General features: G+C 62.6%; 14 protein-coding genes, 3 tRNA genes and 1 pseudogene. 7 read left to right on the top strand and 11 right to left on the bottom strand.

The window, feature by feature from the left end; all coding sequences use genetic code 11:
- Window positions 1-15: 15 nt before the first annotated feature.
- Together recN and KW830_RS09165 are read right to left on the bottom strand one after the other, a co-directional pair.
- Complete coding sequence (recN, locus tag KW830_RS09170) at window positions 16-1671, bottom strand: DNA repair protein RecN (RefSeq protein ID WP_066540656.1); 1656 nt, start codon at window positions 1669-1671, stop codon at window positions 16-18.
- 3 nt (window positions 1672-1674) lie between these two features.
- Complete coding sequence (locus KW830_RS09165; protein ID WP_066540658.1) at window positions 1675-2580, bottom strand: NAD kinase; 906 nt, start codon at window positions 2578-2580, stop codon at window positions 1675-1677.
- Between the two features lie 29 nt (window positions 2581-2609).
- Here KW830_RS09165 and hrcA point away from each other — a divergent pair, with 29 nt between their 5' ends.
- Both hrcA and KW830_RS09155 read left to right on the top strand, forming a co-directional pair.
- On the top strand, window positions 2610-3617 hold the full coding sequence (gene hrcA, locus KW830_RS09160; protein ID WP_066540660.1) for a heat-inducible transcriptional repressor HrcA: 1008 nt from the start codon (window positions 2610-2612) through the stop codon (window positions 3615-3617).
- Between the two features lie 42 nt (window positions 3618-3659).
- Window positions 3660-3736: transfer RNA gene (locus KW830_RS09155), tRNA-Ile, on the top strand.
- A 206-nt stretch (window positions 3737-3942) separates the two neighbouring features.
- Here the strand turns inward: KW830_RS09155 and KW830_RS09150 are convergent.
- Window positions 3943-4875: pseudogene (locus tag KW830_RS09150) on the bottom strand (IS5 family transposase).
- Window positions 4876-5332: 457 nt separating this feature from the next.
- On the opposite strand from KW830_RS09150, the gene KW830_RS09145 reads away from it, so the two are divergent.
- Together KW830_RS09145 and KW830_RS09140 are read left to right on the top strand one after the other, a co-directional pair.
- Window positions 5333-7753 (top strand): membrane-bound PQQ-dependent dehydrogenase, glucose/quinate/shikimate family, encoded by a 2421-nt coding sequence (locus KW830_RS09145; protein WP_218332915.1) that lies wholly within the window; start codon window positions 5333-5335, stop codon window positions 7751-7753.
- 158 nt (window positions 7754-7911) lie between these two features.
- Window positions 7912-8946 (top strand): porin, encoded by a 1035-nt coding sequence (locus KW830_RS09140; protein ID WP_218332914.1) that lies wholly within the window; start codon window positions 7912-7914, stop codon window positions 8944-8946.
- 237 nt (window positions 8947-9183) lie between these two features.
- Here the strand turns inward: KW830_RS09140 and KW830_RS09135 are convergent, their stop codons facing one another.
- From KW830_RS09135 to KW830_RS09115, 5 genes are all read right to left on the bottom strand, one after another.
- Window positions 9184-10116 carry an IS5 family transposase gene (locus tag KW830_RS09135; protein WP_218332913.1) on the bottom strand — a complete coding sequence of 311 codons (933 nt, stop codon included), beginning with the start codon at window positions 10114-10116 and terminating at the stop codon, window positions 9184-9186.
- A gap of 163 nt (window positions 10117-10279) precedes the next feature.
- The gene (locus KW830_RS09130) at window positions 10280-10510 is read right to left on the bottom strand and encodes a DUF3079 domain-containing protein (RefSeq protein WP_218332912.1); all 231 of its coding nucleotides are present in this window, start codon (window positions 10508-10510) and stop codon (window positions 10280-10282) included.
- Between the two features lie 247 nt (window positions 10511-10757).
- The gene (locus KW830_RS09125; RefSeq protein ID WP_218332910.1) at window positions 10758-12158 is read right to left on the bottom strand and encodes an aspartate ammonia-lyase; all 1401 of its coding nucleotides are present in this window, start codon (window positions 12156-12158) and stop codon (window positions 10758-10760) included.
- Between the two features lie 528 nt (window positions 12159-12686).
- Window positions 12687-12763 (bottom strand) — tRNA-Met (locus tag KW830_RS09120).
- 23 nt (window positions 12764-12786) lie between these two features.
- Window positions 12787-12871: transfer RNA gene (locus KW830_RS09115), tRNA-Leu, on the bottom strand.
- Window positions 12872-12910: 39 nt separating this feature from the next.
- On the opposite strand from KW830_RS09115, the gene cysM reads away from it, so the two are divergent.
- From cysM to KW830_RS09100, 3 genes are all read left to right on the top strand, one after another.
- Window positions 12911-13816 carry a cysteine synthase CysM gene (gene cysM / locus KW830_RS09110; protein ID WP_066540674.1) on the top strand — a complete coding sequence of 302 codons (906 nt, stop codon included), beginning with the start codon at window positions 12911-12913 and terminating at the stop codon, window positions 13814-13816.
- A gap of 116 nt (window positions 13817-13932) precedes the next feature.
- Window positions 13933-14556: an NUDIX domain-containing protein gene (locus KW830_RS09105; protein ID WP_218332909.1), complete on the top strand. Its 624-nt coding sequence runs from the start codon at window positions 13933-13935 to the stop codon at window positions 14554-14556.
- A 269-nt stretch (window positions 14557-14825) separates the two neighbouring features.
- Window positions 14826-15053 carry a sulfurtransferase TusA family protein gene (locus KW830_RS09100; RefSeq protein WP_066540678.1) on the top strand — a complete coding sequence of 76 codons (228 nt, stop codon included), beginning with the start codon at window positions 14826-14828 and terminating at the stop codon, window positions 15051-15053.
- A gap of 80 nt (window positions 15054-15133) precedes the next feature.
- Here the strand turns inward: KW830_RS09100 and galU are convergent, their stop codons facing one another.
- The 3 genes from galU to KW830_RS09085 form a co-directional block, all read right to left on the bottom strand.
- Window positions 15134-16021: a UTP--glucose-1-phosphate uridylyltransferase GalU gene (gene galU / locus KW830_RS09095; protein ID WP_218332908.1), complete on the bottom strand. Its 888-nt coding sequence runs from the start codon at window positions 16019-16021 to the stop codon at window positions 15134-15136.
- An 86-nt stretch (window positions 16022-16107) separates the two neighbouring features.
- The gene (locus KW830_RS09090; protein WP_218332906.1) at window positions 16108-18996 is read right to left on the bottom strand and encodes a valine--tRNA ligase; all 2889 of its coding nucleotides are present in this window, start codon (window positions 18994-18996) and stop codon (window positions 16108-16110) included.
- 238 nt (window positions 18997-19234) lie between these two features.
- The gene (locus KW830_RS09085; protein WP_218332904.1) at window positions 19235-19903 is read right to left on the bottom strand and encodes a VOC family protein; all 669 of its coding nucleotides are present in this window, start codon (window positions 19901-19903) and stop codon (window positions 19235-19237) included.
- Window positions 19904-19912: the final 9 nt, after the last annotated feature.

Below are 19912 nucleotides of genomic sequence, written 5' to 3'. Positions count from 1 at the left end.
CTCCACTATAGGCGATCAGCCCACATGGGCCTGGGCCAGCATTTCCCGGGCATGTGCCAGCGTGGTGTCGGACAGGCGCTCGCCCCCCAGCATGCGGGCCACTTCCTGGACCCGGGCCTGCTGCTGCACGGGGGTGACCGAGCTGGTGGTGGCGCTCTTGTCGCGCCGCTTGCTGACCACATAGTGCTGGTCGGCGCAGGCGGCGACCTGGGGCAGGTGGGTGACGGCCAACACCTGGCGGTCGCGGCCCAGGGCGCGCATCAGCTTGCCCACGGTCTCGGCCACGGCGCCGCCTACGCCGGAGTCCACCTCGTCAAAAATCAGGGTGCCGGCCTGGCCCAGCTGGCTGGTGGTGACGGCAATCGCCAGCGACAGCCGGGAAAGCTCGCCGCCCGAAGCCACTTTGCCAATCGGGCGCGGTGTGGCGCCCGGGTGACCGGCCACCAGAAACTGCACGCCATCCAGGCCGCTGGGTGTGGGTTCTTCCAGCTTGTCCAGCTGCACGGCGAATTTGCCGCCCTGCATGCCCAGGCCCTGCATGGCCTGGGTGATGGCGCGCGAGAGCTTGGGCGCGGCCTTGGCGCGCTGCAGCGACAGGGCGCGTGCGGCGGCCTGGTAGGCCTCGTGTGCCTGCTGTTCCAGCTGGCGCAGCCGGCCCACATCGACCACGGCATCCAGCTGGCGCAGTTCGTCGCGCCAGGATTGCAGCAGACCGGGCAGCTCTTGCGGCGTGCGCTTGTAGCGGCGGGCCAGCTGCATCCACAGCGTCAGGCGGCTGTCCAGTTCTGCCAGGCGTTCGGGGTCCAGCTCGGTGCGGCGCAGATAGCTGTGCAGGCTGTGGCGGGCATCGTTGACCTGGGCCAGGCTGGAGGCCAGCACATCCGCAATCGCCAGGAATTCGGGCTCCAGGTGTTCCTGGTGCTGGAGCGTGCTGTGGGCGCGGGTCAAGGGGCTGGTGATGCCTGTTTCATCGTCTTCCAGCAGATGCAGTGTGCCCAGGGCGGTTTCCAGCAGGCTCTGAGCGTGGGACAGGCGGGTGTGCTGGGTGTTCAGCTCTTCCCATTCATCGGTGCCGGGGCTGAGTTTGTCCAGCTCGCCAATCTGCCACTGCAGGCGTTCACGTTCGCGCTGCAGCGTGTCCTGGGCGGCCAGGGCATGTTCCAGGTTCTTGTGCGCGGCACGCCAGGCGGTCCAGTGGGCGCGCAGCGATTGGGTGTCCACGCCGGCGTAGGCGTCCAGCAGCTCGCGCACGGCTTCGGGCCGGGTCAGGCTTTGCCAGGCGTGCTGGCCGTGGATGTCCAGCAGCGCATCGCCCAGGTGGCGCAACTGGGTGGCTGTGGCCGGTGCGCCATTGATCCAGGCGCGGCTGCGGCCCTGGGCATCGATCACACGGCGCAGCAGCAGGCTGTCTTCCTGGGCAAAGCCGCCTTCGTCCAGCCACTGGGACAGGTGGGGCGGGCAGTCGAATTCGGCGGTGATGTCGGCCTGGGGCGTGCCTTCGCGCACCACGCCGACATCGGCACGGCTGCCCAGCACCAGCTGCAGAGCGTCGATCAGAATGGATTTGCCGGCGCCGGTTTCGCCCGTCAGCACCGTGAAGCCGGCGTGGAGGTCCAGGTCCAGCGCCTGCACGATGACAAAGTCGCGCAGTGCAATGCGTTTGAGGGCCATGGCTCAGGTGCCCCCTTCGTTCCAGCCCAGTTTCTTGCGCAGCGTGGCGTAGTAGTTCCAGCCCAGGGGATGCAGAAAACGGATGCCATGGAGCGCACGGCGCACATAGATGCGGTCTCCGTGGCGCAGCGAGGCCAGCGACTGCATATCGAAATTGGCGCTGATGTCGCGCCCGCCCACCACTTCGATCATGACTTCGCCCTGGTCGGGCAGCACGATGGGGCGGTTGGACAGGGTGTGGGGGGCAATGGGGGCCATCACCCAGGCGCCCACGGACGGGTGCAGCAGCGGACCGCCCACCGACAGCGCATAGGCGGTCGAGCCGGTAGGTGTGGCCACGATCAGGCCGTCGGCACGTTGGTTGGAGACGAAACGGCCATCCACCTCCACCCGCAACTCCACCATGCCCGAGGTGCTGCCCCGGTTGACCACCACATCGTTCATGGCCAGGGCCTCGAACACGCATTCATCGCCCCGCATCACGCGGGCTTCGATCAGCGGGCGGCTGTCTTCTTCGTAGCAGCCTTCCAGCATGGCTTGCAGCGTGGGCTGGAAGTTCTCATCCAGCGGGATGTCGGTGACAAAGCCCAGGCGCCCTTGGTTGATGCCGATCAGCGGCGTGCCGTAGCGTGACAGGTGGCGGCTGACGCCCAGCATGGTGCCGTCGCCGCCCATGACCAGGGCCAGATCGCAGGCTTGCCCCAGGGCGTCCACATCCAGACTGCGGTACTGTGCGGGCAGACCCATGTGCAAGGCGGTCTCGGCTTCCACAATCACTTCACAGCCCTGGGTGGTCAGAAAAGCTGCAATATCTTCCAGGGCCTGGCGCGGGCTGTCCTGGGGAAGGCCCGTGGGGGAAGCGACACGGTACTTTCCGATCAGGGCTACATGGCGAAACTTGGACGTCATAAGGGAAATTACATCATTAAAATCGTTCCATGCTCGATGATCGTTCCAAGTTGTTGTTGAAAGCGCTGGTCGAGCGCTACATTGCCGACGGCCAGCCTGTGGGGTCGCGCACGTTGTCGCGCGCCTCCGGCCTGGAACTGTCGCCGGCCACCATCCGCAATGTGATGGCGGATCTGGAGGAACTGGGCCTGATCGTCAGCCCCCACACCTCCGCAGGCCGCGTGCCCACCGCCAAGGGCTACCGGCTGTTTGTGGACACCATGCTGACCGTGAGCCGCGACATGCTGCCTGCGCAGGAACTGGTGCCCGAACAACCGCAGAAGGTGATTGCGAACGCCGCCAACATGCTGTCCAGCCTGTCGCAGTTTGTCGGCGTGGTGATGGCGCCGCGGCGCAGCTCGGTGTTCAAGCACATCGAGTTCGTGAAGCTGTCCGAGCGGCGGGTGCTGGTCATCATCGTGTCGCCGGAAGGCGATGTGCAGAACCGCGTCATCTTCACCGACCATGATTTCTCCGGCTCGCAACTGCTGGAAGCATCCAACTTCCTGAACGCGCACTACGCCGGTCTGGCCATCGAGCAGGTGCGCGAGCGCATGCAGTCCGAAGTGGAGCGCCTGCGCACCGAAGTGGCCAATCTGATGCAGGCGGCGGTCAATGTCAGCGCCGAGGCCATGAACCCCCAGCCCCAGGAGCAGGTCATCATCTCGGGCGAGCGCAATCTGCTGTCGGTGAGCGACTTCTCCAGCGACATGGGCAATCTGCGCAAGGCGTTCGACCTGTTCGAGCAAAAGACCCAGATCCTGCGGCTGCTCGATTTCTCCAGCCAGGCCGAAGGTGTGCGCATCTTCATTGGTGGAGAAAGCCAGGTCGTGCCTTTCGAAGAGCTGTCCGTGGTCAGCGCCCCTTACGAGGTCGATGGCCAGATTGTGGGCACGCTGGGCGTGATCGGCCCCACACGCATGCACTACGACCGGATGATCCAGATCGTGGACATCACCTCCAAGCTGGTCACCAATGCGCTGAGCAGCCGGCGCTAAGCCGTTACAATGCGTGCGCCCTGCCATGCGCCGGGCTGGCAAGGGGCGTTAGCTCAGTTGGTTAGAGCAGAGGACTCATAATCCTTTGGTCGCGGGTTCAAGTCCCTCACGCCCTACCAGTATTTATAAGGAAAGCCTGCTACCTAATTGGTAGCGGGCTTTTTTGATTTTGGAATCTGTAGGCACTTTTGAGGAACGCAGTTCAATGCCGAGTTCTGCGCTGCTGCCTTGAGTCCGCTGAGGTGCCCCTTAGTCCATTTCGTCCATACTTCGGCGCTGTTGCATAAATCAGCCCCAGGCCAGACTTCCCCAGCCCTAGACGTAGCTATGCCACAGCCACCGTCTGTGGGCAGCCCAGCTCCGTGAATCGATTGAGGATGGCGGCTCGGATGTGCAGCTCGTTGACCTGTCTCTCAAACGTGCGTGACATCACTCGTTCACCCAGTCGTTTGATGCAGTGCATCTTGGTTTCCACCAAGCTGCGCCGGTGGTAGCCACTCCAGTTCTTCCAGAGCTTGCGCCCGAGGCGCCTGCATGCGGCGATCGCCGCATTGCGATGTGCAGAGGCCTCGCCTTTGCGCATCCTGGCATTCTTTCTTGGGGGAATGATGGGCTTGGCATTGCGCCGCATGACAGCCGCATGCACGGGCTGGGTGTCATAAGCGCCATCGCCTGTCACCGTCAGAAGTGGCTCATCACCCGGCACTTGCTCCAGCAACTGCGGCAGCACGGCAGCGTCAGTGACGTTGTTGGAGGTGACACAGATAGCCCGCACCTGCAGCGTTTGTGCATCGATGCCGATGTGCAGCTTGCGCCATTGGCGCCGGCGCTACGGCCCATGCTTTTTGCACTTCTACCCGCCTTCACCCAGGAACTTGATGCCTGTGGAGTCAACCAGCAGGTGCAGGCCGGCTGAACTGGGCCGGTATGCCACCTGCACATCCAGATTGCGTTGGCGGCGATACAGCGTGCTGAAGTCGGGAACTGGCCACGGCAGCCCAGACAACGCCAGCAGAGACTGAACAAATCCCGTGGTCTGCCGCAAGGCCAGTCCAAAGAGGTTCTTAATGGTCAGGCAGAACTGGATGGCTGCATCCGAGAACTGCGGGCTGCGCCCGCGTTTGCCGCTGGCAGCGGCAAACCAGGAGATGCCCTTGTCCAACCAGATGGTCAGTGAGCCCCGCGCTATGAGTGCTGCGTTGTATCGCTTCCAGTTGGTGGTGCGGTAGCGGGGCTTGGGTTGCGGAGACTGACTCATCGCCCGAGGCTACCTGAACCCAGGAGCCGATTTGTGCAACAGCGCCGGTGGAATTCAACACCGGGGTGATTCAATCCCGGGCTTCACTCGAGTCAAAAATAAGGGTAAACCCCATGTCCATTATGTGGTTTATTAAGATGCACGTCGTGCCGATTTCGAATCAAAATTCCACTAAACAATTGATATTATTGATTATTTTGTAATTTCAGAAATTTCGGAAATTTATGATTTATTAAGCATTTGCGATATTTGTATTGCAAATCAACTCCGCCACTGCACACCTTAGTTATAAAAAATAAGATACCGGCCTCGCATCTGTTGGTAGTTTGTGTGGAAATGCTCACTCTCCTGACATGCGAGTCTTCGGCCATGCCGATGTGTGCTTCGTTTTCGGGGCTAAAAAGCTAACTAACAACATGCCATTCTTTTACTTATCTTCGTTCCAGGGGGTTGTGCGATGCGCGCGTTAACCCTTTTGCTGTTGGCCATTCTTGGTATTCCGCTGACCCTTGGTGGCGGCTACCTGCTGTCGCTGGGCGGCAGTCCCTTCTATTTCATCAGCGGTGTCGTCGTGTTGATCGCCGCCTGGGGCTTTATCAAGCGCCAGCGCTGGTCCACTATGGTTTACGCCGCCTGGTTGCTGGTGCTGCTGGCCTGGTCGCTGTGGGAAGCAGGCCTGCACTGGTGGCCTCTGTCCACCCGTCTGGGTCTGCCCGCCATCATCGGTTTCATCATGGCGATTCCGGCATCGCGCCGCGGTCTGGCAGATACGCCTGCATTCGCTGAAGGCAAGCCCGTGCTGGCCATGTCGCTGCTGTCAGCGCTGGTGGCTGTGATGGGCATGCCGTTTCATTTGCATGAAATCGAAGGCAAGCTGTCGATGGAAGTGGTCAACCCCGACGCCAAGACCGGTGATACCGCGCAGGCCGAGGGTGACTGGGAAGCCTACACCGGCAGCCACCATGGTCAGCATTACTCCAAGCTGGGCCAGATCACTACAGAAAACGTGAACAAGCTGGATGTAGCCTGGCAGATTCAGACCGGCGACAAGAAAGGCCCTGGCGATGTACATGAAACCACGTACCAGGCCACGCCACTGAAGATTGGCAACAGCCTGTACCTGTGCACGCCGCACAGCATGGCCATTGCGCTGGACGCCGACACCGGTGCTGAAAAATGGCGCTTCGACGCCCAGGCCGGTCTGGAAAAAGGTCGCCAGCACCAGACCTGCCGTGGCGTGTCCTTCTACCGTGGTGCGGACGTGACCCCAGTGGCCGCTGCCGTTGCAGCTGTGGCTGGTGCTCAGCCTGCTGCACTGCTGGAAGCTCCTGTGGCCCAAGCCTCGGCTGCCCCCAAGGCCACCATGTGCAAGGATCGCATATTCCTGCCATCGTCCAACGCTAAGTTGTTTGCGCTGGACGCTGAAACCGGCAAGCCCTGCGAAGACTTCGGCGACAAGGGTGCTATCGATCTGATGCACAACATGCCCAACAAGCAGCCGGGCTACCTCAACCCCACCTCGCCTCCTGTGGTCGTGGGCGACACGCTGATCATCGGTCATTCAGTGAACGACAACTATGCCGTGGAATCTCCTTCGGGCGTGATCCGTGCCTACGACGTGCACACCGGCAAGCTGCTGTGGAACTGGGATTCAGGCAATCCTGACGCGACCGAGCCTTTCGATCCCGCCAACCCTGCGCAGGTGTACAAGGCCTCGTCGCCCAACAGCTGGACCGTGTTCTCGGCCGATGCCGAGCTGGGCCTGGTCTACGTACCACTGGGCAACCGCGTGCCTGACCAACTGGGTCAGTACCGCAACGAGCACGAAGAAAAATACACCGCGGCTGTCGTAGCGCTGGACATCAAGACCGGCAAGCTCAAGTGGCACCACCAGACCGTGCACCACGACCTGTGGGACATGGACCTGGCTTCGCAACCCGTGCTGCTTGATCTGGATCTGGAAAAGGGCCGCACGCCTGCCTTGGTACTGCCTACCAAGCAAGGTGACGTGTATGTGCTTGATCGCCGCGATGGCAGCCCCATCCATGCGGTGACCGAGCGCCCAGCGCCTCAAGGCTCTGACATTCCTGGCGAACACACCGTGGCCACCCAGCCCCTGTCTGCACTGAGCTTCGAACCACCCAAGCTCCAAGAGTCCGACATGTGGGGCGCTAGCCTGATCGACCAGATGATGTGCCGTATCCAGTTCAAGAAGCTGCGCTATGAAGGCCGTTACACCGCACCGTCGCTGCAAGGCACGCTGGTGTATCCCGGTAACTTCGGCACCTTCAACTGGGGCTCGATTGCGGTCGATCCACAGCGCCAAGTAATGTTTGGCATGCCGACTTACCTGGCCTTTGTGTCCACTCTGATCCCGCGCAGTGAGCTGAAGGGTGACACCGTGATGAACCTAGGCGAGCAGGGCATCAACGCCAACGAAGGCGCGGGTTATGCCGTCAAGATGCATCCCTTCCTCTCGCCCATCGGCGTGCCTTGCCAGACCCCACCATGGGGCACGGTGGCTGCGGCCGATCTGCGTACCGGCAAGATTGCTTACCAATACCGCAACGGTACCATCCGCGATCTGTCGCCCATCCCACTGCCTATCAAGGTGGGCGTGCCAGGTATCGGTGGGCCACTGATGATTTCCTCCGGCGTGGCCTTCCTGGGCGCTGCCGTAGATAACAACTTCCGTGCCTACGATGTGGCCACGGGCAAGGAACTATGGAACGTGCGTCTGCCCGCTGGCGGTCAAGCCACGCCCATGACCTATCTGAACAGCAAGGGCGAACAGATGGTGGTGTTGGTAGCCGGCGGTCACGGCTCCATCGGCACTAAGGCCGGTGACTATGTCATTGCCTACAAGCTGAAGAAGTAAGCCAAACAAGCAGTGGCTGGCTGAGGTCAGCCACTGCCTTGCCTAGCAGGCCGTTGGTGGCTCCTGACCGGATGCTGCCAGCGGCTTTTTCTATGGCCTTGCCCGGCACGCAATGCGTTGCGTGCAAGGCTTCTCGAACCCTTTCTCTCTGACTCTCTATGAACAAAACTATTTGGGCGCTGGCTGTTGCTGCCATGCTGCCCGTGCTTTCGCTCGCACAATCGCATGTGACCATCTCGGGCCGTCTGGTGGGCGGTGCGGAATACATCGACAAGATCGCCAATGCCCAGGGCGGCACCGACTCGCTGACCCGCGCGGCCAACAACCAATGGGGCACCAGCATGCTGGGCTTCTCAGGCTCGGAAGATCTGGGCGCTGGCACCAAAGCCATCTTTAATCTGGAAGGTGGCTTTGGCTCGTCTACCGGTGATTTCAGCAATTTCAACCGCCGTGCATTTGTGGGTCTATCTAGCAAGAGCATGGGCACGCTGCAAGTGGGTCGTAACCTGCTCAACAGCAACGATGTCTGGAGCCTGGACCCGACAGGCCAACAGTTCATGGGCAGCGCTACGCTGGTGCAGGGCCGTAACTGGCAAGGGTTGAGCAATGCGATCGAATACACCACCCCCAATATGGCTGGCCTGACTGTCAATGCCCAATATGGCTTTGGCGAAAAAGCAGATAACAGCAAGGCCAATCGCAGCGAGGGACTGTCGGCAGCTTACACCCAGGGCAATCTGGAGGTGCGCGCCATCTACACCAGCCGCCGCGATGCCATGGGCAGCTACAGCGATGTGTACAAGCATTCACAAGAAGCCATCATCGGCGCTACCTACCGCTGGGGTGCTGCCAAGTGGTTTACCGCCTACGACCACGTCAAGGCCAAGCATGCCAAGGCTGGTGCGCCTGACCGCTTGAAGCACGGCTGGGTCGGTGTGCGCTATGACGCCACGCCCCAGCTGACGCTGATCGGCGCTGGCTACCGCGTACTGGCCAACCCGGGCCACGGCAGCGCGACGCTGCTGATGTTGGGGGCTGACTACCGCCTGTCCAAGCGCACGTTCTTGTACGCATCGCTGGGCGGCGTCAGCAACAGCGCCCAGGCCAACTTTGCAGCCGATGTGTCTGTGAGCGGTCCAGGCAAGGGTGCCTCGCAGCGTGTGTTGTATGCAGGGGTGGGCCATTCGTTCTAACGAGGAGACGTCGGGTCCAGTGCGATCACGCATGATGTGAGTGAGGTTGTACCGAGTGCGGTGGAAGCTGGTACTGGGCTGCTGCCGGTCTCGTAGACACCAGCCTAAGCTTCTCGAGCTTCTTCGAACTTTATCGGACTGATGTACCTAAGCGTCGAGTGCCGCCGCGTTGGGTTGTAGAACGACGCTGTTGCATAACCCTGCGTGAGGATGAGCCTTCCCTTACCCAAGGCGCAGTTATGCCACACGCACAGTCGCAGGCGTTCCCACGCTGGTAAACCTGTTGAGGATGGATGCACGAACCTGTAGCTCTGTGACCTGCCGATCGAAGTCACGGGCCATCACCTGCTCACCCAGCCGCTTGAAGCAGCCCATCTTGGTCTCCACCAGGCTGCGGCGATGGTAGCCGCTCCATTTCTTCCATATCGTGCGCCCGAGCTTGCGCGTCGTTCTCAGGATCTCGTTGCGGGCTTGTGCTCCCGCTCTGGCATAGGTCCACGGTTTCGCATTGCGGCGAGTCGGGATGATCGCTGCGGCTTGCCGACCGGCGATGGCCTCGTGGCAAGCTTTGGTGTCATAGGCACCATCTGCACTCACCGAGCACACGGGCTCGTCAGGTGGTATCTGGGCCAGTAGTTCCGGCAGCATGGGCGCATCGCCAATGGCGTTGTCCGTTATTTCGATGGCGCGGATCTCTAGAGTTTGTGCATCAATGCCTAGGTGAACCTTGCGCCACTGTCGCCGGTAGTCGGCGCCATGCTTCTTGGTCTTCCACTCCCCTTCGCCCAGCATCTTCACGCCGGTGCTGTCGATCAGCAGCTGTAGGCCTGTCTGGTTGGGGCGTGCGGGGATGGTCACGCTCAAGGTCTTCTGGCGCCTGCACAGGGTGCTGTAGTCGGGTACCGCCCAATCAAGCCTGGCGAGCCGCACGAGACTCTCAGCAAGGCCTGTTGTTTGTCGCAGCCCTAGACCGAACATGCACTTGAGCGTCAGGCAGAACTGGATCGCTGCGTCGCTGAATACCGCCGGCCGCCCGGTCCTGCCACTCGATGGAGCCTGCCATTGAAGGTCCGCGTCAAGCCACATCATCAGCGAGCCTCGGCGTTTGAGGGCAGCGTCGTACTCGGTCCAGTTCGTCGTGCGGTACTTCGCCCGCGGTGGTTTGCTCATAGGGGGAGCCTACCAGGTCGCGGGGTCTCGCATGCACGCCTCGGCCGACTTATGCAACAACGCCGTGAATCGTGCCAATACCACCCTCTGGTGGCCGCAAGTGCAAGCGCATCACTCCCCCCTATTTCCGCAACCCGCAATTGAGTAGGAGGTGGGTGTTGTTTTATGGAGTGGCCGCAGGGGGCGCTGCGCCGGCATCTTCGGGCGCAGATGCGGCGTTTTCAGCGGGAGTGCCGCCGTCCATGGCTTGCCAGTCTTCGCCCCACAGTTCGCTGGGGTGGGGCGTGCGGTCGGAGCCATTGCCGCAGCGCAGGTCGGTGGCGGGGCAGTAGAGGTCACAGCCCCAGCACAGGCGTTCAGGGTGGGGCGGGTTGCTGGGGAATTTCTTGGCCATGGTATCGCTCGCGGCATGGGGAGAATGCCCATCCAGTATGCGCTGCAGTGGCTGTTGGGTGCTACGGCAAGCGACAGAAGATTCACCGCGGCTTGCCCTGTATCAAGCAATGGCTGTCTGCAGGCAACGCATGTTCGCACGGCACCGCACGGACCTGGCACCGTACCGTGCGAGCGCAGCGGGTGGCCGCTGGCATGGCCTGGACCCCAGGTGCCGCCCCGTGTGCCGGGCGGCACATCGCGGGTGCTCAGGCGGCGGTCAGCGCGCCGGGCATGGTCAGCTTGTCGGCGACCAGCAACTGCTGCATCTGGGCCTGGCTCATTACGCCCAGTTCCTCGGCCACGACCCCGATGGGTTTGCCGCTGGCAATAGCGGTTTTGGCAATCTGGGCGGCCCTTTCGTAACCGATCAGCGGGTTCAAGGCGGTCACCAGCGTCACCGAAGAGGCAATGCGCTCGTCCAGCACGCGGCGGTTGGCGACGATGCCTTCCACGCAGTTGACCTGCAGTGTGTGGCAGGCATGGGCCAGGTGTTGAAGGCTTTTGTGCAGGGCCCAGGCCATCAGCGGTTCGAAGGCGTTGAGCTGCAGCTGACCGGCTTCGGTGGCCATGGTGATGGCGACGTCGTTGCCAATCACTTCGAAGCACACCTGGTTCATCACTTCCGGGATCACGGGGTTGACCTTGCCGGGCATGATCGACGAACCGGCCTGGCGCGCGGGCAGCTGAATGTCGCCCACGCCGGCCTGGGGGCCGGAGGACAGCAGGCGCAGGTCGTTGCTGATCTTGGACATCTTGACGGCAATGCGCTTCAGGATGCCGGAGATGTCGGCAAAGGCACCGGTGTCGCAGGTGGCGGCGATCATGTCGGCGGCCTTGACCACGGGCACGCCCGAGAATTCGGCCAGCTTCGGGATGACCACGTCGACATAGCCCACGGGGGCGTTCAGGCCGGTACCGATGGCGGTGCCGCCCATGTTGACCTCGCACACCAGGGGGGCGGATTCGCGCAGGCGCTTTTCATCGTCGGCAATCATGGAGACGAAGGCGTTGAATTCCTGGCCCAGTGTCATGGGCACGGCGTCCTGCAGCTGGGTGCGGCCGATCTTCAACACATCCTTGAATTCCACGGCCTTGTCCTGAAAGGCGCCGCGCAGTGCGGCCAGGGCCGCCAGCAGCTCCTGGATGCCGAACCAGGTGGCCAGCTTGACGGCGGTGGGGTAGGAGTCATTGGTGGACTGCGAGGCATTGACGTGGTCGTTGGGATGGATCACGTCATAACGGCCCTTGGCCAGACCGAGGTGTTCCAGCGCCCGGTTGGCGATGACCTCGTTGGCGTTCATATTGGTGGAGGTGCCGGCGCCGCCCTGGATCACATCCACCACGAACTGGTCGTGCAGCTGGCCGGCCGCCAGGTCGTCACAGGCCTTGGAGATGGCATCGGCCTGCGGGGCCGTGATGGTGCCCAGGGCCAGGTTGGCGTGGGCGGCAGCTTTCTTCACCAGGGCGTAGGCGCGAATCAGCTGGGGCATATGGGCCACGCTGTGGCCGGTGATGGGAAAGTTCTCCACCGCACGGGCGGTGTGGACGCCCCAGTAGGCGTTGTCGGGGATGTCCTTGGGACCCAAAAAGTCGCTTTCTTGGCGCATGGTGAGCAGATTGGCTGAAAAGAATAAAAAATCGGCTCCGGCACCGTGGGCCGGGGCCACGCGGACGCAAGGTCCGGGCGTGGCAAAGCCCGGCTGATTGGCACCAAAATAGTGCAGTATCAAGCCGGGCTGTTGGGTGAAATTATGCTCAAAACGGATGAGAAGCCAAATTTTGCTGCATATCATGTCCGATGTCGCACTGTTTTGGTGCGAGATGGGGAGTCCGTTTGACACGGTGTGAAAGCGTGCTCCACCGCACAGGGCATGGCTTTGCCGGGCTTCAGGGGGCGGACCCAATGGGATGGGCCGTGCTGGGCGGCGATGTGCTTGGCGCGGGGCTGCAAACCCGTGCGCTGGTGAAAAACGGCACGGAACAGGAAAACGACTTGGGGGAAAGGGGCGTGCGCAACCCCGCTAGCGGGGATGCCTGACCTTGCCAGGGCGCGTGCCAACGGGGGCGATGGCACGCGACGGAAACAAAAAAAGCCCACTTGCAGTGGGCTTTTTTTGTGGTGCGGATGCACCAATTGGTTGCGAGGGCTGGATTTGAACCAACGACCTTTGGGTTATGAGCCCAACGAGCTACCAGACTGCTCCACCTCGCGATAACTGGTTTTCTCTGATTCTGTGGTGCCCGGGGCCGGAATCGAACCGGCACGCCTTGCGGCGGCGGATTTTGAGTCCGCTGCGTCTACCAATTCCACCACCCGGGCAGCAATCAGGGAAGCGTGGATTATGGCACATTTATGCACATGCAAACGTATCCTTCGATTGAAAGCGTCATCGGCAACACGCCTCTGGTGGCACTGCAGCGCATCAACGCTGCCGCAAACGCGGAAAAAGGCAATGTGGTTCTGGGCAAGCTGGAGGGCAACAACCCTGCGGGGTCGGTGAAAGACCGTCCCGCACTGTCCATGATCCAGCGCGCCCAGGAGCGCGGTGAGATCAAGCCTGGCGACACGCTGATTGAGGCCACATCTGGCAACACCGGCATCGCGCTGGCGATGGCGGCCGCCATCAAGGGCTACCGCATGGTGCTGATCATGCCGGAGGACCTGTCTATCGAGCGCGCCCAGACCATGAAGGCCTATGGTGCCGAGCTGATCCTCACGCCCAAGAGCGGCGGCATGGAGTACGCCCGCGACCTGGCCGACCAGATGGTGGCCCAGGGCAAGGGTGTGGTGCTGGACCAGTTTGCCAACGCCGACAACCCCCGCGCCCACTACGAAACCACGGGCCCGGAACTGTGGGCGCAGACCGGCGGCAAGATCACCCACTTCGTCAGCGCCATGGGCACCACCGGCACCATCACCGGCGTGGCCAAGTACCTGAAGGAGCAGAACCCGGATGTGAAGATCATCGGTGCCCAGCCCTCCGAAGGTTCGCGCATTCCCGGCATCCGCAAGTGGCCCGAGGAATATCTGCCCAAGATCTATGACGCCAGTCTGGTCGACGAGCTGGTTTATGTGAGCCAGGATGATGCCGAGGACATGGCCCGCCGCATGGCGCGCGAGGAAGGCATCTTCGCCGGCATTTCTGCCGCCGGTGCGTTGTGGGTGGCCCAGGAAATCGCCAAGCGCGAAACCAATGCCACCATCGTCTTCATCGTCTGCGACCGCGGCGACCGCTACCTGTCCACCGGCGTGTTCCCTGCGTAACAGCAGGCCTCCTGCCTGGCGGCTACACTGGCCGGGTTGATGCTCAAGATAGCAGTCTGCGCATGCTGCAAGCGTGCAGGCTGCTATCAAAAACTCAAACTCGCACCGGAACTTCCATGGCATTCGAAACCCGTTTTTGCTCGAACTGCGCCACGCCGCTGGAATGGATCACCCAGGCGGAAGACAGCGGCGATGTCAGCCGTCTGCGCTGCCCGGCCTGTGGCTTCACGCACTGGGGCAACCCCACGCCCGTGCTGGCGGCAGTGGTGGAAAACGACCGTGGCCAAGCCTTGCTGGCGCGCAATGCGCTGTGGCAGGAAGGCGTGTTCGGCCTGATCACCGGTTTCATGGAAGCCGGCGAATCTCCGGAAACCGGCATCTGCCGCGAGGTGCTGGAAGAAACCGGTTTGCAGGTCAAAGCCCTGCGCCTGCTGGGCAGCTGGGAATTTCTGCGCATGAACCAGGTGCTGATCGCCTACCACGTGCGCGTGGCGGGCAATCCCGACGATGTGCGCCTGTCTCCCGAGCTGCTGGAATACCGCTGGGTGACCCCCGAAGCCGCGCGCTGCTGGCCGGCGGGCACGGGCTATGCCCTGGCCCACTGGATCCGCGACAAGGGCGTGGAGCCACAATTCGGGGCCTTCCGTCCCGGCCAGAGCCCGGAACCGGATCCCGCCAAGTGGCCGCTGCGGTCATGGAGCGAAGATGCGCGGTTTCAGTTGCCGCCCACCCTGGCGTAACGCCCCCTGAGCCGCGATGCGGCTTCCCCTTCCCCGTCTTTCCCCGTGGGCTGCTCCAGAGGGTGCCGTGTGCGCGATGGGGCAGCCCTTGTGCGTCGTGTGCGTCGCCCGCCCCCAGGCGTCGTGGTGCACTCACGCTTCGGAAGACGGTGGTGTGGAGCGTCACCCGTGGGGGCAGGTCGGTACCGCTGTCCGTCACAAGGCTGCTGCAGGCTTTCTACAATGGCCCTCCAGAGCAGCCCCCAAGGCTGCACTTTTGCGAGAACCCCATGCAGATTGACCAAGAAATCGACACCCGCGGCATGAACTGCCCTTTGCCCATCCTCAAGGCCAAAAAAGCCCTGTCGGGCATGGAGAGCGGCCAGTTGCTGAAAGTAGTGGCCACCGACACCGGATCGCTGCGCGACTTCCAGGCATTTGCCAAGCAGACGGGCAACGAACTGGTGCACCAGGAAACCGTGGGCGACGAGTTCATCCACGTGCTGCGCCGCCGCTGATGCGTTAAAGGCGGGCTTCTGATCACAAAAGGCCTGCAATTGCAGGCCTTTTGCATGTTGTGCCCAGGCAGGGCGTGCGGTCAGATGTCCAGGGTCTGGAGGTAGGCGCGGAACGAAGCGCCCACTTCCGGGTGTTGCAGTGCCAGTTCCACCGTGGCTTGCAGAAAGCCTTCCTTGCTGCCGCAGTCATAGCGCTTGCCGCTGTACTGGTAGGCATAGACGGTTTCATGCTGCATCAGGCGCTCGATGGCATCGGTGAGCTGGATTTCTCCGCCCACGCCCTTGGGCTGGCTGCGGATCTCGTCAAAGATGCGCGGTGTCAGCACATAGCGGCCGGCCACACCCATGCGGGAAGGGGCCACTTCCGGTGCGGGCTTCTCCACGATCTCATCCACGCGCAGCAGCGGGCCGCCAGCGGGCTCGCCTTTGACAATGCCGTAGCGCTTGGTGTGTTCCAGCGGTACTTCCTGCACGGCCAGCAGCGAGCGGCCTTGCTTCAGGAAAGCGGCGGTCATCTGCGCCATCACGCCGGGGCCGCCGGGCAATCCGGTCATCAGGTCGTCGGCCAGGATGACGGCGAAGGGTTCGTTGCCCACCAGGGGCTCGGCGCACAGCACCGCATGGCCCAGGCCCAGCGACCGTGGCTGGCGCACAAACAGACAGTTCATGTCGGCCGGGCTGACGGCGCGCACCAGGTCCAGCATGGCCTGTTTGCCGGCGCGTTCCAGCTCGTTTTCCAGCTCGTAGGCGGTGTCGAAATGGTCTTCGATGGCGCGCTTGCTGCGGCCGGTGACAAAGATCATGTCGCGGATACCGGCTTCATAGGCTTCCTCGACGGCGTACTGGATCAGCGGCTTGTCCACCACGGGCAGCATTTCCTTGGGTGATGCCTTGGTGGCAGGCAAAAAACGGGTGCCCAGGCCGGCGACAGGGAACACGGCTTTGCGCACGCGGTTCGGGTTGGTCATGACAAAACCTCAACAAATCCTCTACAAAAGGGAAAAAGGCGCTGTGACCGAAGCCGCAGCGCCTTCTGAGCTCAGCTTACCAGCGATCAGCCCAGGCGGGCCAGTTGTTCCTGGATGCGGGTCAGCGTGGCGCCAAAGTCGGCAACGCGCTTTTTCTCCTGCTCCAGCACCGCAGCGGGTGCCTTGGCGCAGAAGGCTTCATTGCCCAGCTTGCCGTTGGCCTTGGCGATTTCGCCTTCCAGGCGCTTGGCTTCCTTGGACAGGCGGGCCTTTTCGGCTTCCACGTCCACTTCCACGAACAGCGCCAGGCGGGCATCCCCTACCACGGACACGGGGGCGTTCTGCGCTTCGGCGGCCCAGGTGGCTTCGTCGTCGAACACCTTGACTTCGCTGAGCTTGGCCAGGTTCTTCAACACGTCGGCATTGGCGCGCAGGAAGGCGGCGCCGTCGGCCGAGCCGGCCACCGTCAGCAGCGGCAGGCGCTGGGCGGGCGACACGCCCATCTCGCCGCGCAGGGCACGGCAGGCGTCCACCATCTGCTTGATGCGCGCCACATAGGCGATGGCGGCTTCGTCGATCTTCTCGGGCTGTGCTTCGGGGTAGGCGGCGATGGCGATCGAGGCACCGGCGCGGCCGGCCACGGGGGCCACCTTCTGCCACAGGGCTTCGGTGACGAACGGGATGATGGGGTGGGCCAGACGCAGAATGGTTTCCAGCGTGCGGATCAGCGTGCGGCGTGTGGCGCGCTGCTGGGCTTCGTTGCCGGTCTGGATCTGCACCTTGGCGATTTCCAGGTACCAGTCGCAGAACTCGTTCCAGACGAAGTCGTAGAGGGTGTTGGCGACGTTGTCCAGACGGAACTCTGCAAAGCCCTTGGCCACTTCGGCCTCGACCTTTTGCAGCTGCGAGACGATCCAGCGGTCGGGCTGGCTGAACTGCAGATAGCCGCCGGCACAGTCGGCCGCGGTGTGGTCCTGCAGGCCGCAGTCATAGCCTTCGCAGTTCATCAGCACAAAGCGGGAGGCGTTCCACAGCTTGTTGCAGAAGTTGCGGTAGCCCTCGCAGCGCTTGCTGTCGAAGTTGATCGAGCGGCCCAGCGAGGCCAGTGCGGCAAAGGTGAAGCGCAGCGCATCGGCACCGTAGGCGGGAATGCCTTCGGGGAATTCCTTCTGCGTGTTCTTGCGCACCTGGGGGGCGGTTTCGGGCTTGCGCAGGCCGGTGGTGCGCTTGTCCAGCAGCGGCTCCAGCGAGATGCCGTCGATCAGGTCGACCGGGTCCAGCACATTGCCTTCGGACTTGGACATCTTCTTGCCCTGTGCATCGCGCACCAGGCCGTGGATGTAGACATGCTTGAACGGCACGCGACCGGTGAAGTGCGTGGTCATCATGATCATCCGGGCCACCCAGAAGAAGATGATGTCGTAGCCCGTCACCAGCACCGATGAGGGCAGGTAGAGGTTGTAGTCATCGTCGGCGGCATCGGTCTGGCCGGGCCAGCCCATGGTGGAGAACGGCACCATGGCGGACGAGTACCAGGTGTCCAGCACATCCGGGTCGCGCGTGAGGGTCTTGCCGGGGGCCTGGGCCTGGGCTTCGGCTTCGTTCTTGGCGACGTAGAGATTGCCTTCCTCGTCATACCAGGCCGGAATCTGGTGGCCCCACCACAGCTGGCGCGAGATGCACCAGTCCTGGATGTTGTTCATCCACTGGTTGTAGGTGTTGACCCAGTTCTCGGGCACAAACTGCACTTCGCCAGAGGCCACGGCATCGATGGCCTTCTGGGCGATGGACTTGCCGGTCGGATCCTGGTCGCTGACCTTGCTCATGGCGATGAACCACTGGTCGGTCAGCATGGGTTCGATCACCTGGCCGGTACGGTCGCAGATCGGCACCATCAGCTTGTGCTTCTTGATCTCGACCATCAGGCCCAGTTCTTCCAGGTCGGCGACGATGGCCTTGCGGGCCACGAAACGGTCCATGCCGCGGTATTTCTCGGGCGCTTCGTCGTTGATCTTTGCGGTCAGCGTCAGCACGCAGATCATCGGCAGCTTGTGGCGCAGGCCCACCTGGTAGTCGTTCTGGTCGTGCGCAGGCGTCACCTTCACCACGCCGGTGCCGAACTCGCGGTCCACGTATTCGTCGGCAATGATGGGGATCTGGCGGCCCACCAGCGGCAGGGTCACGGTCTGGCCGATCAGGTGCTTGTAGCGCTCGTCTTCGGGGTGGACCATCACGGCCACGTCACCCAGCATGGTTTCGGGGCGGGTGGTGGCGACCACCAGATTGCCTTCACCGCTGGTCAGCGGGTAGGCGATGTGCCAGAGCGAACCGTCCTTTTCCTGGTTTTCCACTTCCAGATCGGACACGGCCGATTGCAGCACCGGATCCCAGTTCACCAGGCGCTTGCCGCGGTAGATCAGGCCTTGCTGGTACAGCTTCACAAAGGTCTCGGTCACCACCTTGGACAGCTTGTCGTCCATGGTGAAGTACTCACGGCTCCAGTCCACGGTATCGCCCATGCGGCGCATCTGCGTGGTGATGGTGTTGCCGGACTTTTCCTTCCACTCCCAGACCTTCTTGGTGAACTCGTCACGGCCCAGGTCATAGCGGCTCACGCCCTGGGTCTGCAGCTGGCGTTCCACCACGATCTGGGTGGCAATGCCGGCGTGGTCGGTGCCGGGAATCCAGGCCGTGTTGTAGCCCTTCATGCGGTGGTAGCGCGTCAGCGAGTCCATGATGGTCTGGTTGAACGCGTGGCCCATGTGCAGCGTGCCGGTCACATTGGGGGGCGGCAGCTGGATGGCGAAATTGTTGCCCGCAGCGGTGGCTTCGGCGCCGGGCTGGCCGGTGCCGCGATAACCGGCGTTGCCGTAGCCGCGCTTCTCCCACTCGGGGCCCCACTGGGCTTCGATGGCGGATGGCTCAAAAGACTTGGAGAGGCTGTCGAGGCCTGGCTGGGCAATGGTGTCGCTCATGGCTGCGTGAAGGAAATCTGGAAATGCAAACGGCATCCACAGGGGATGCCGTCTGCAGGGAAAAAGACGGATTGCAATGATTTTAGCCAGCACCCCCGGCTGCGCGCAGGTCGGGGTCTATGGTGGGATGTCAGACGGGTGCCGCATGCCGGCGGCATGCGCATGGTGTGCTGTGAAATCAGGAGCACACCATGGCGTTGTCCGCGTGCCCCTGGCCGTGCGCCCACGGCCGGCACGCTCAGCGCTTGCCGCCGTACTCCGGCCGGTCGTTGTGCTGGGGCTTGAGGGGCGTGCTGCTGGCGCCGGTGGCGCGTTCCGCACGCCACTGCTGCTTGCGCGCGGTCCATTCGGCCAGGCGGGCGTGGGCGGTGGTGCTCTCGCGTGCCATCTGCACAGCATCGGCCAGCTGGGCCGACAGCTCCAGCCGGATGCCGTTGGGGTCGAAGAAATAAATGCTTTTGAAGATGTGGTGGTCGGTCACGCCCAGCACCTCCACGCCATGCGCCTGCAGGCGGGCCTTGGTGTTTTCCAGCTCCTGCACGCTGTCCACGCGGAAGGCGATGTGGTTGATCCACAGCGGGGTGTTGGGGGATGGCAGGGCTTTTTCGTCGTCGCCGATGTCAAAGAAGGCGATGAAGCTGCCATCGCGCAGGCGGAAGAAGAAGTGGGTGTAGGGGCAGTACTCACCCGTGGAGGGCACATGGTCGCTCTGGATGATGTGGTAGAGCGGCAGGCCCAGGATGTCTTCATAGAAGTGGCGCGTTTCCTCTGCATCGCGCGCCTTGTAGGCGTAGTGGTGCAGCTGCTGGATGGCGGCAGGCGGTGGCAGCGTGGCCAGGTCCGGGCGGGCGCCTGCAGGGAGGCTGACCGGGGTAATGGCCTGGGGACTGGCAGAGGCGGTGGGCATGTGCAGCTC

Origin of the sequence: Comamonas sp. CMM03, assembly GCF_019218715.1 — a bacterium.
Lineage (GTDB): Bacteria > Pseudomonadota > Gammaproteobacteria > Burkholderiales > Burkholderiaceae_C > Comamonas > Comamonas terrigena.
This window is presented reverse-complemented; position numbering and strand designations above follow the sequence as displayed.

Coding starts and splice junctions, on each gene's coding strand:
- recN (WP_066540656.1), bottom strand. CDS start 1,671: ATGGCCCTCAAACGCATTGCACTGCGCGACTTTGTCATCGTGCAGGCG.
- KW830_RS09165 (WP_066540658.1), bottom strand. CDS start 2,580: ATGACGTCCAAGTTTCGCCATGTAGCCCTGATCGGAAAGTACCGTGTC.
- hrcA (WP_066540660.1), top strand. CDS start 2,610: ATGCTCGATGATCGTTCCAAGTTGTTGTTGAAAGCGCTGGTCGAGCGC.
- KW830_RS09145 (WP_218332915.1), top strand. CDS start 5,333: ATGCGCGCGTTAACCCTTTTGCTGTTGGCCATTCTTGGTATTCCGCTG.
- KW830_RS09140 (WP_218332914.1), top strand. CDS start 7,912: ATGAACAAAACTATTTGGGCGCTGGCTGTTGCTGCCATGCTGCCCGTG.
- KW830_RS09135 (WP_218332913.1), bottom strand. CDS start 10,116: ATGAGCAAACCACCGCGGGCGAAGTACCGCACGACGAACTGGACCGAG.
- KW830_RS09130 (WP_218332912.1), bottom strand. CDS start 10,510: ATGGCCAAGAAATTCCCCAGCAACCCGCCCCACCCTGAACGCCTGTGC.
- KW830_RS09125 (WP_218332910.1), bottom strand. CDS start 12,158: ATGCGCCAAGAAAGCGACTTTTTGGGTCCCAAGGACATCCCCGACAAC.
- cysM (WP_066540674.1), top strand. CDS start 12,911: ATGCAAACGTATCCTTCGATTGAAAGCGTCATCGGCAACACGCCTCTG.
- KW830_RS09105 (WP_218332909.1), top strand. CDS start 13,933: ATGGCATTCGAAACCCGTTTTTGCTCGAACTGCGCCACGCCGCTGGAA.
- KW830_RS09100 (WP_066540678.1), top strand. CDS start 14,826: ATGCAGATTGACCAAGAAATCGACACCCGCGGCATGAACTGCCCTTTG.
- galU (WP_218332908.1), bottom strand. CDS start 16,021: ATGACCAACCCGAACCGCGTGCGCAAAGCCGTGTTCCCTGTCGCCGGC.
- KW830_RS09090 (WP_218332906.1), bottom strand. CDS start 18,996: ATGAGCGACACCATTGCCCAGCCAGGCCTCGACAGCCTCTCCAAGTCT.
- KW830_RS09085 (WP_218332904.1), bottom strand. CDS start 19,903: ATGCCCACCGCCTCTGCCAGTCCCCAGGCCATTACCCCGGTCAGCCTC.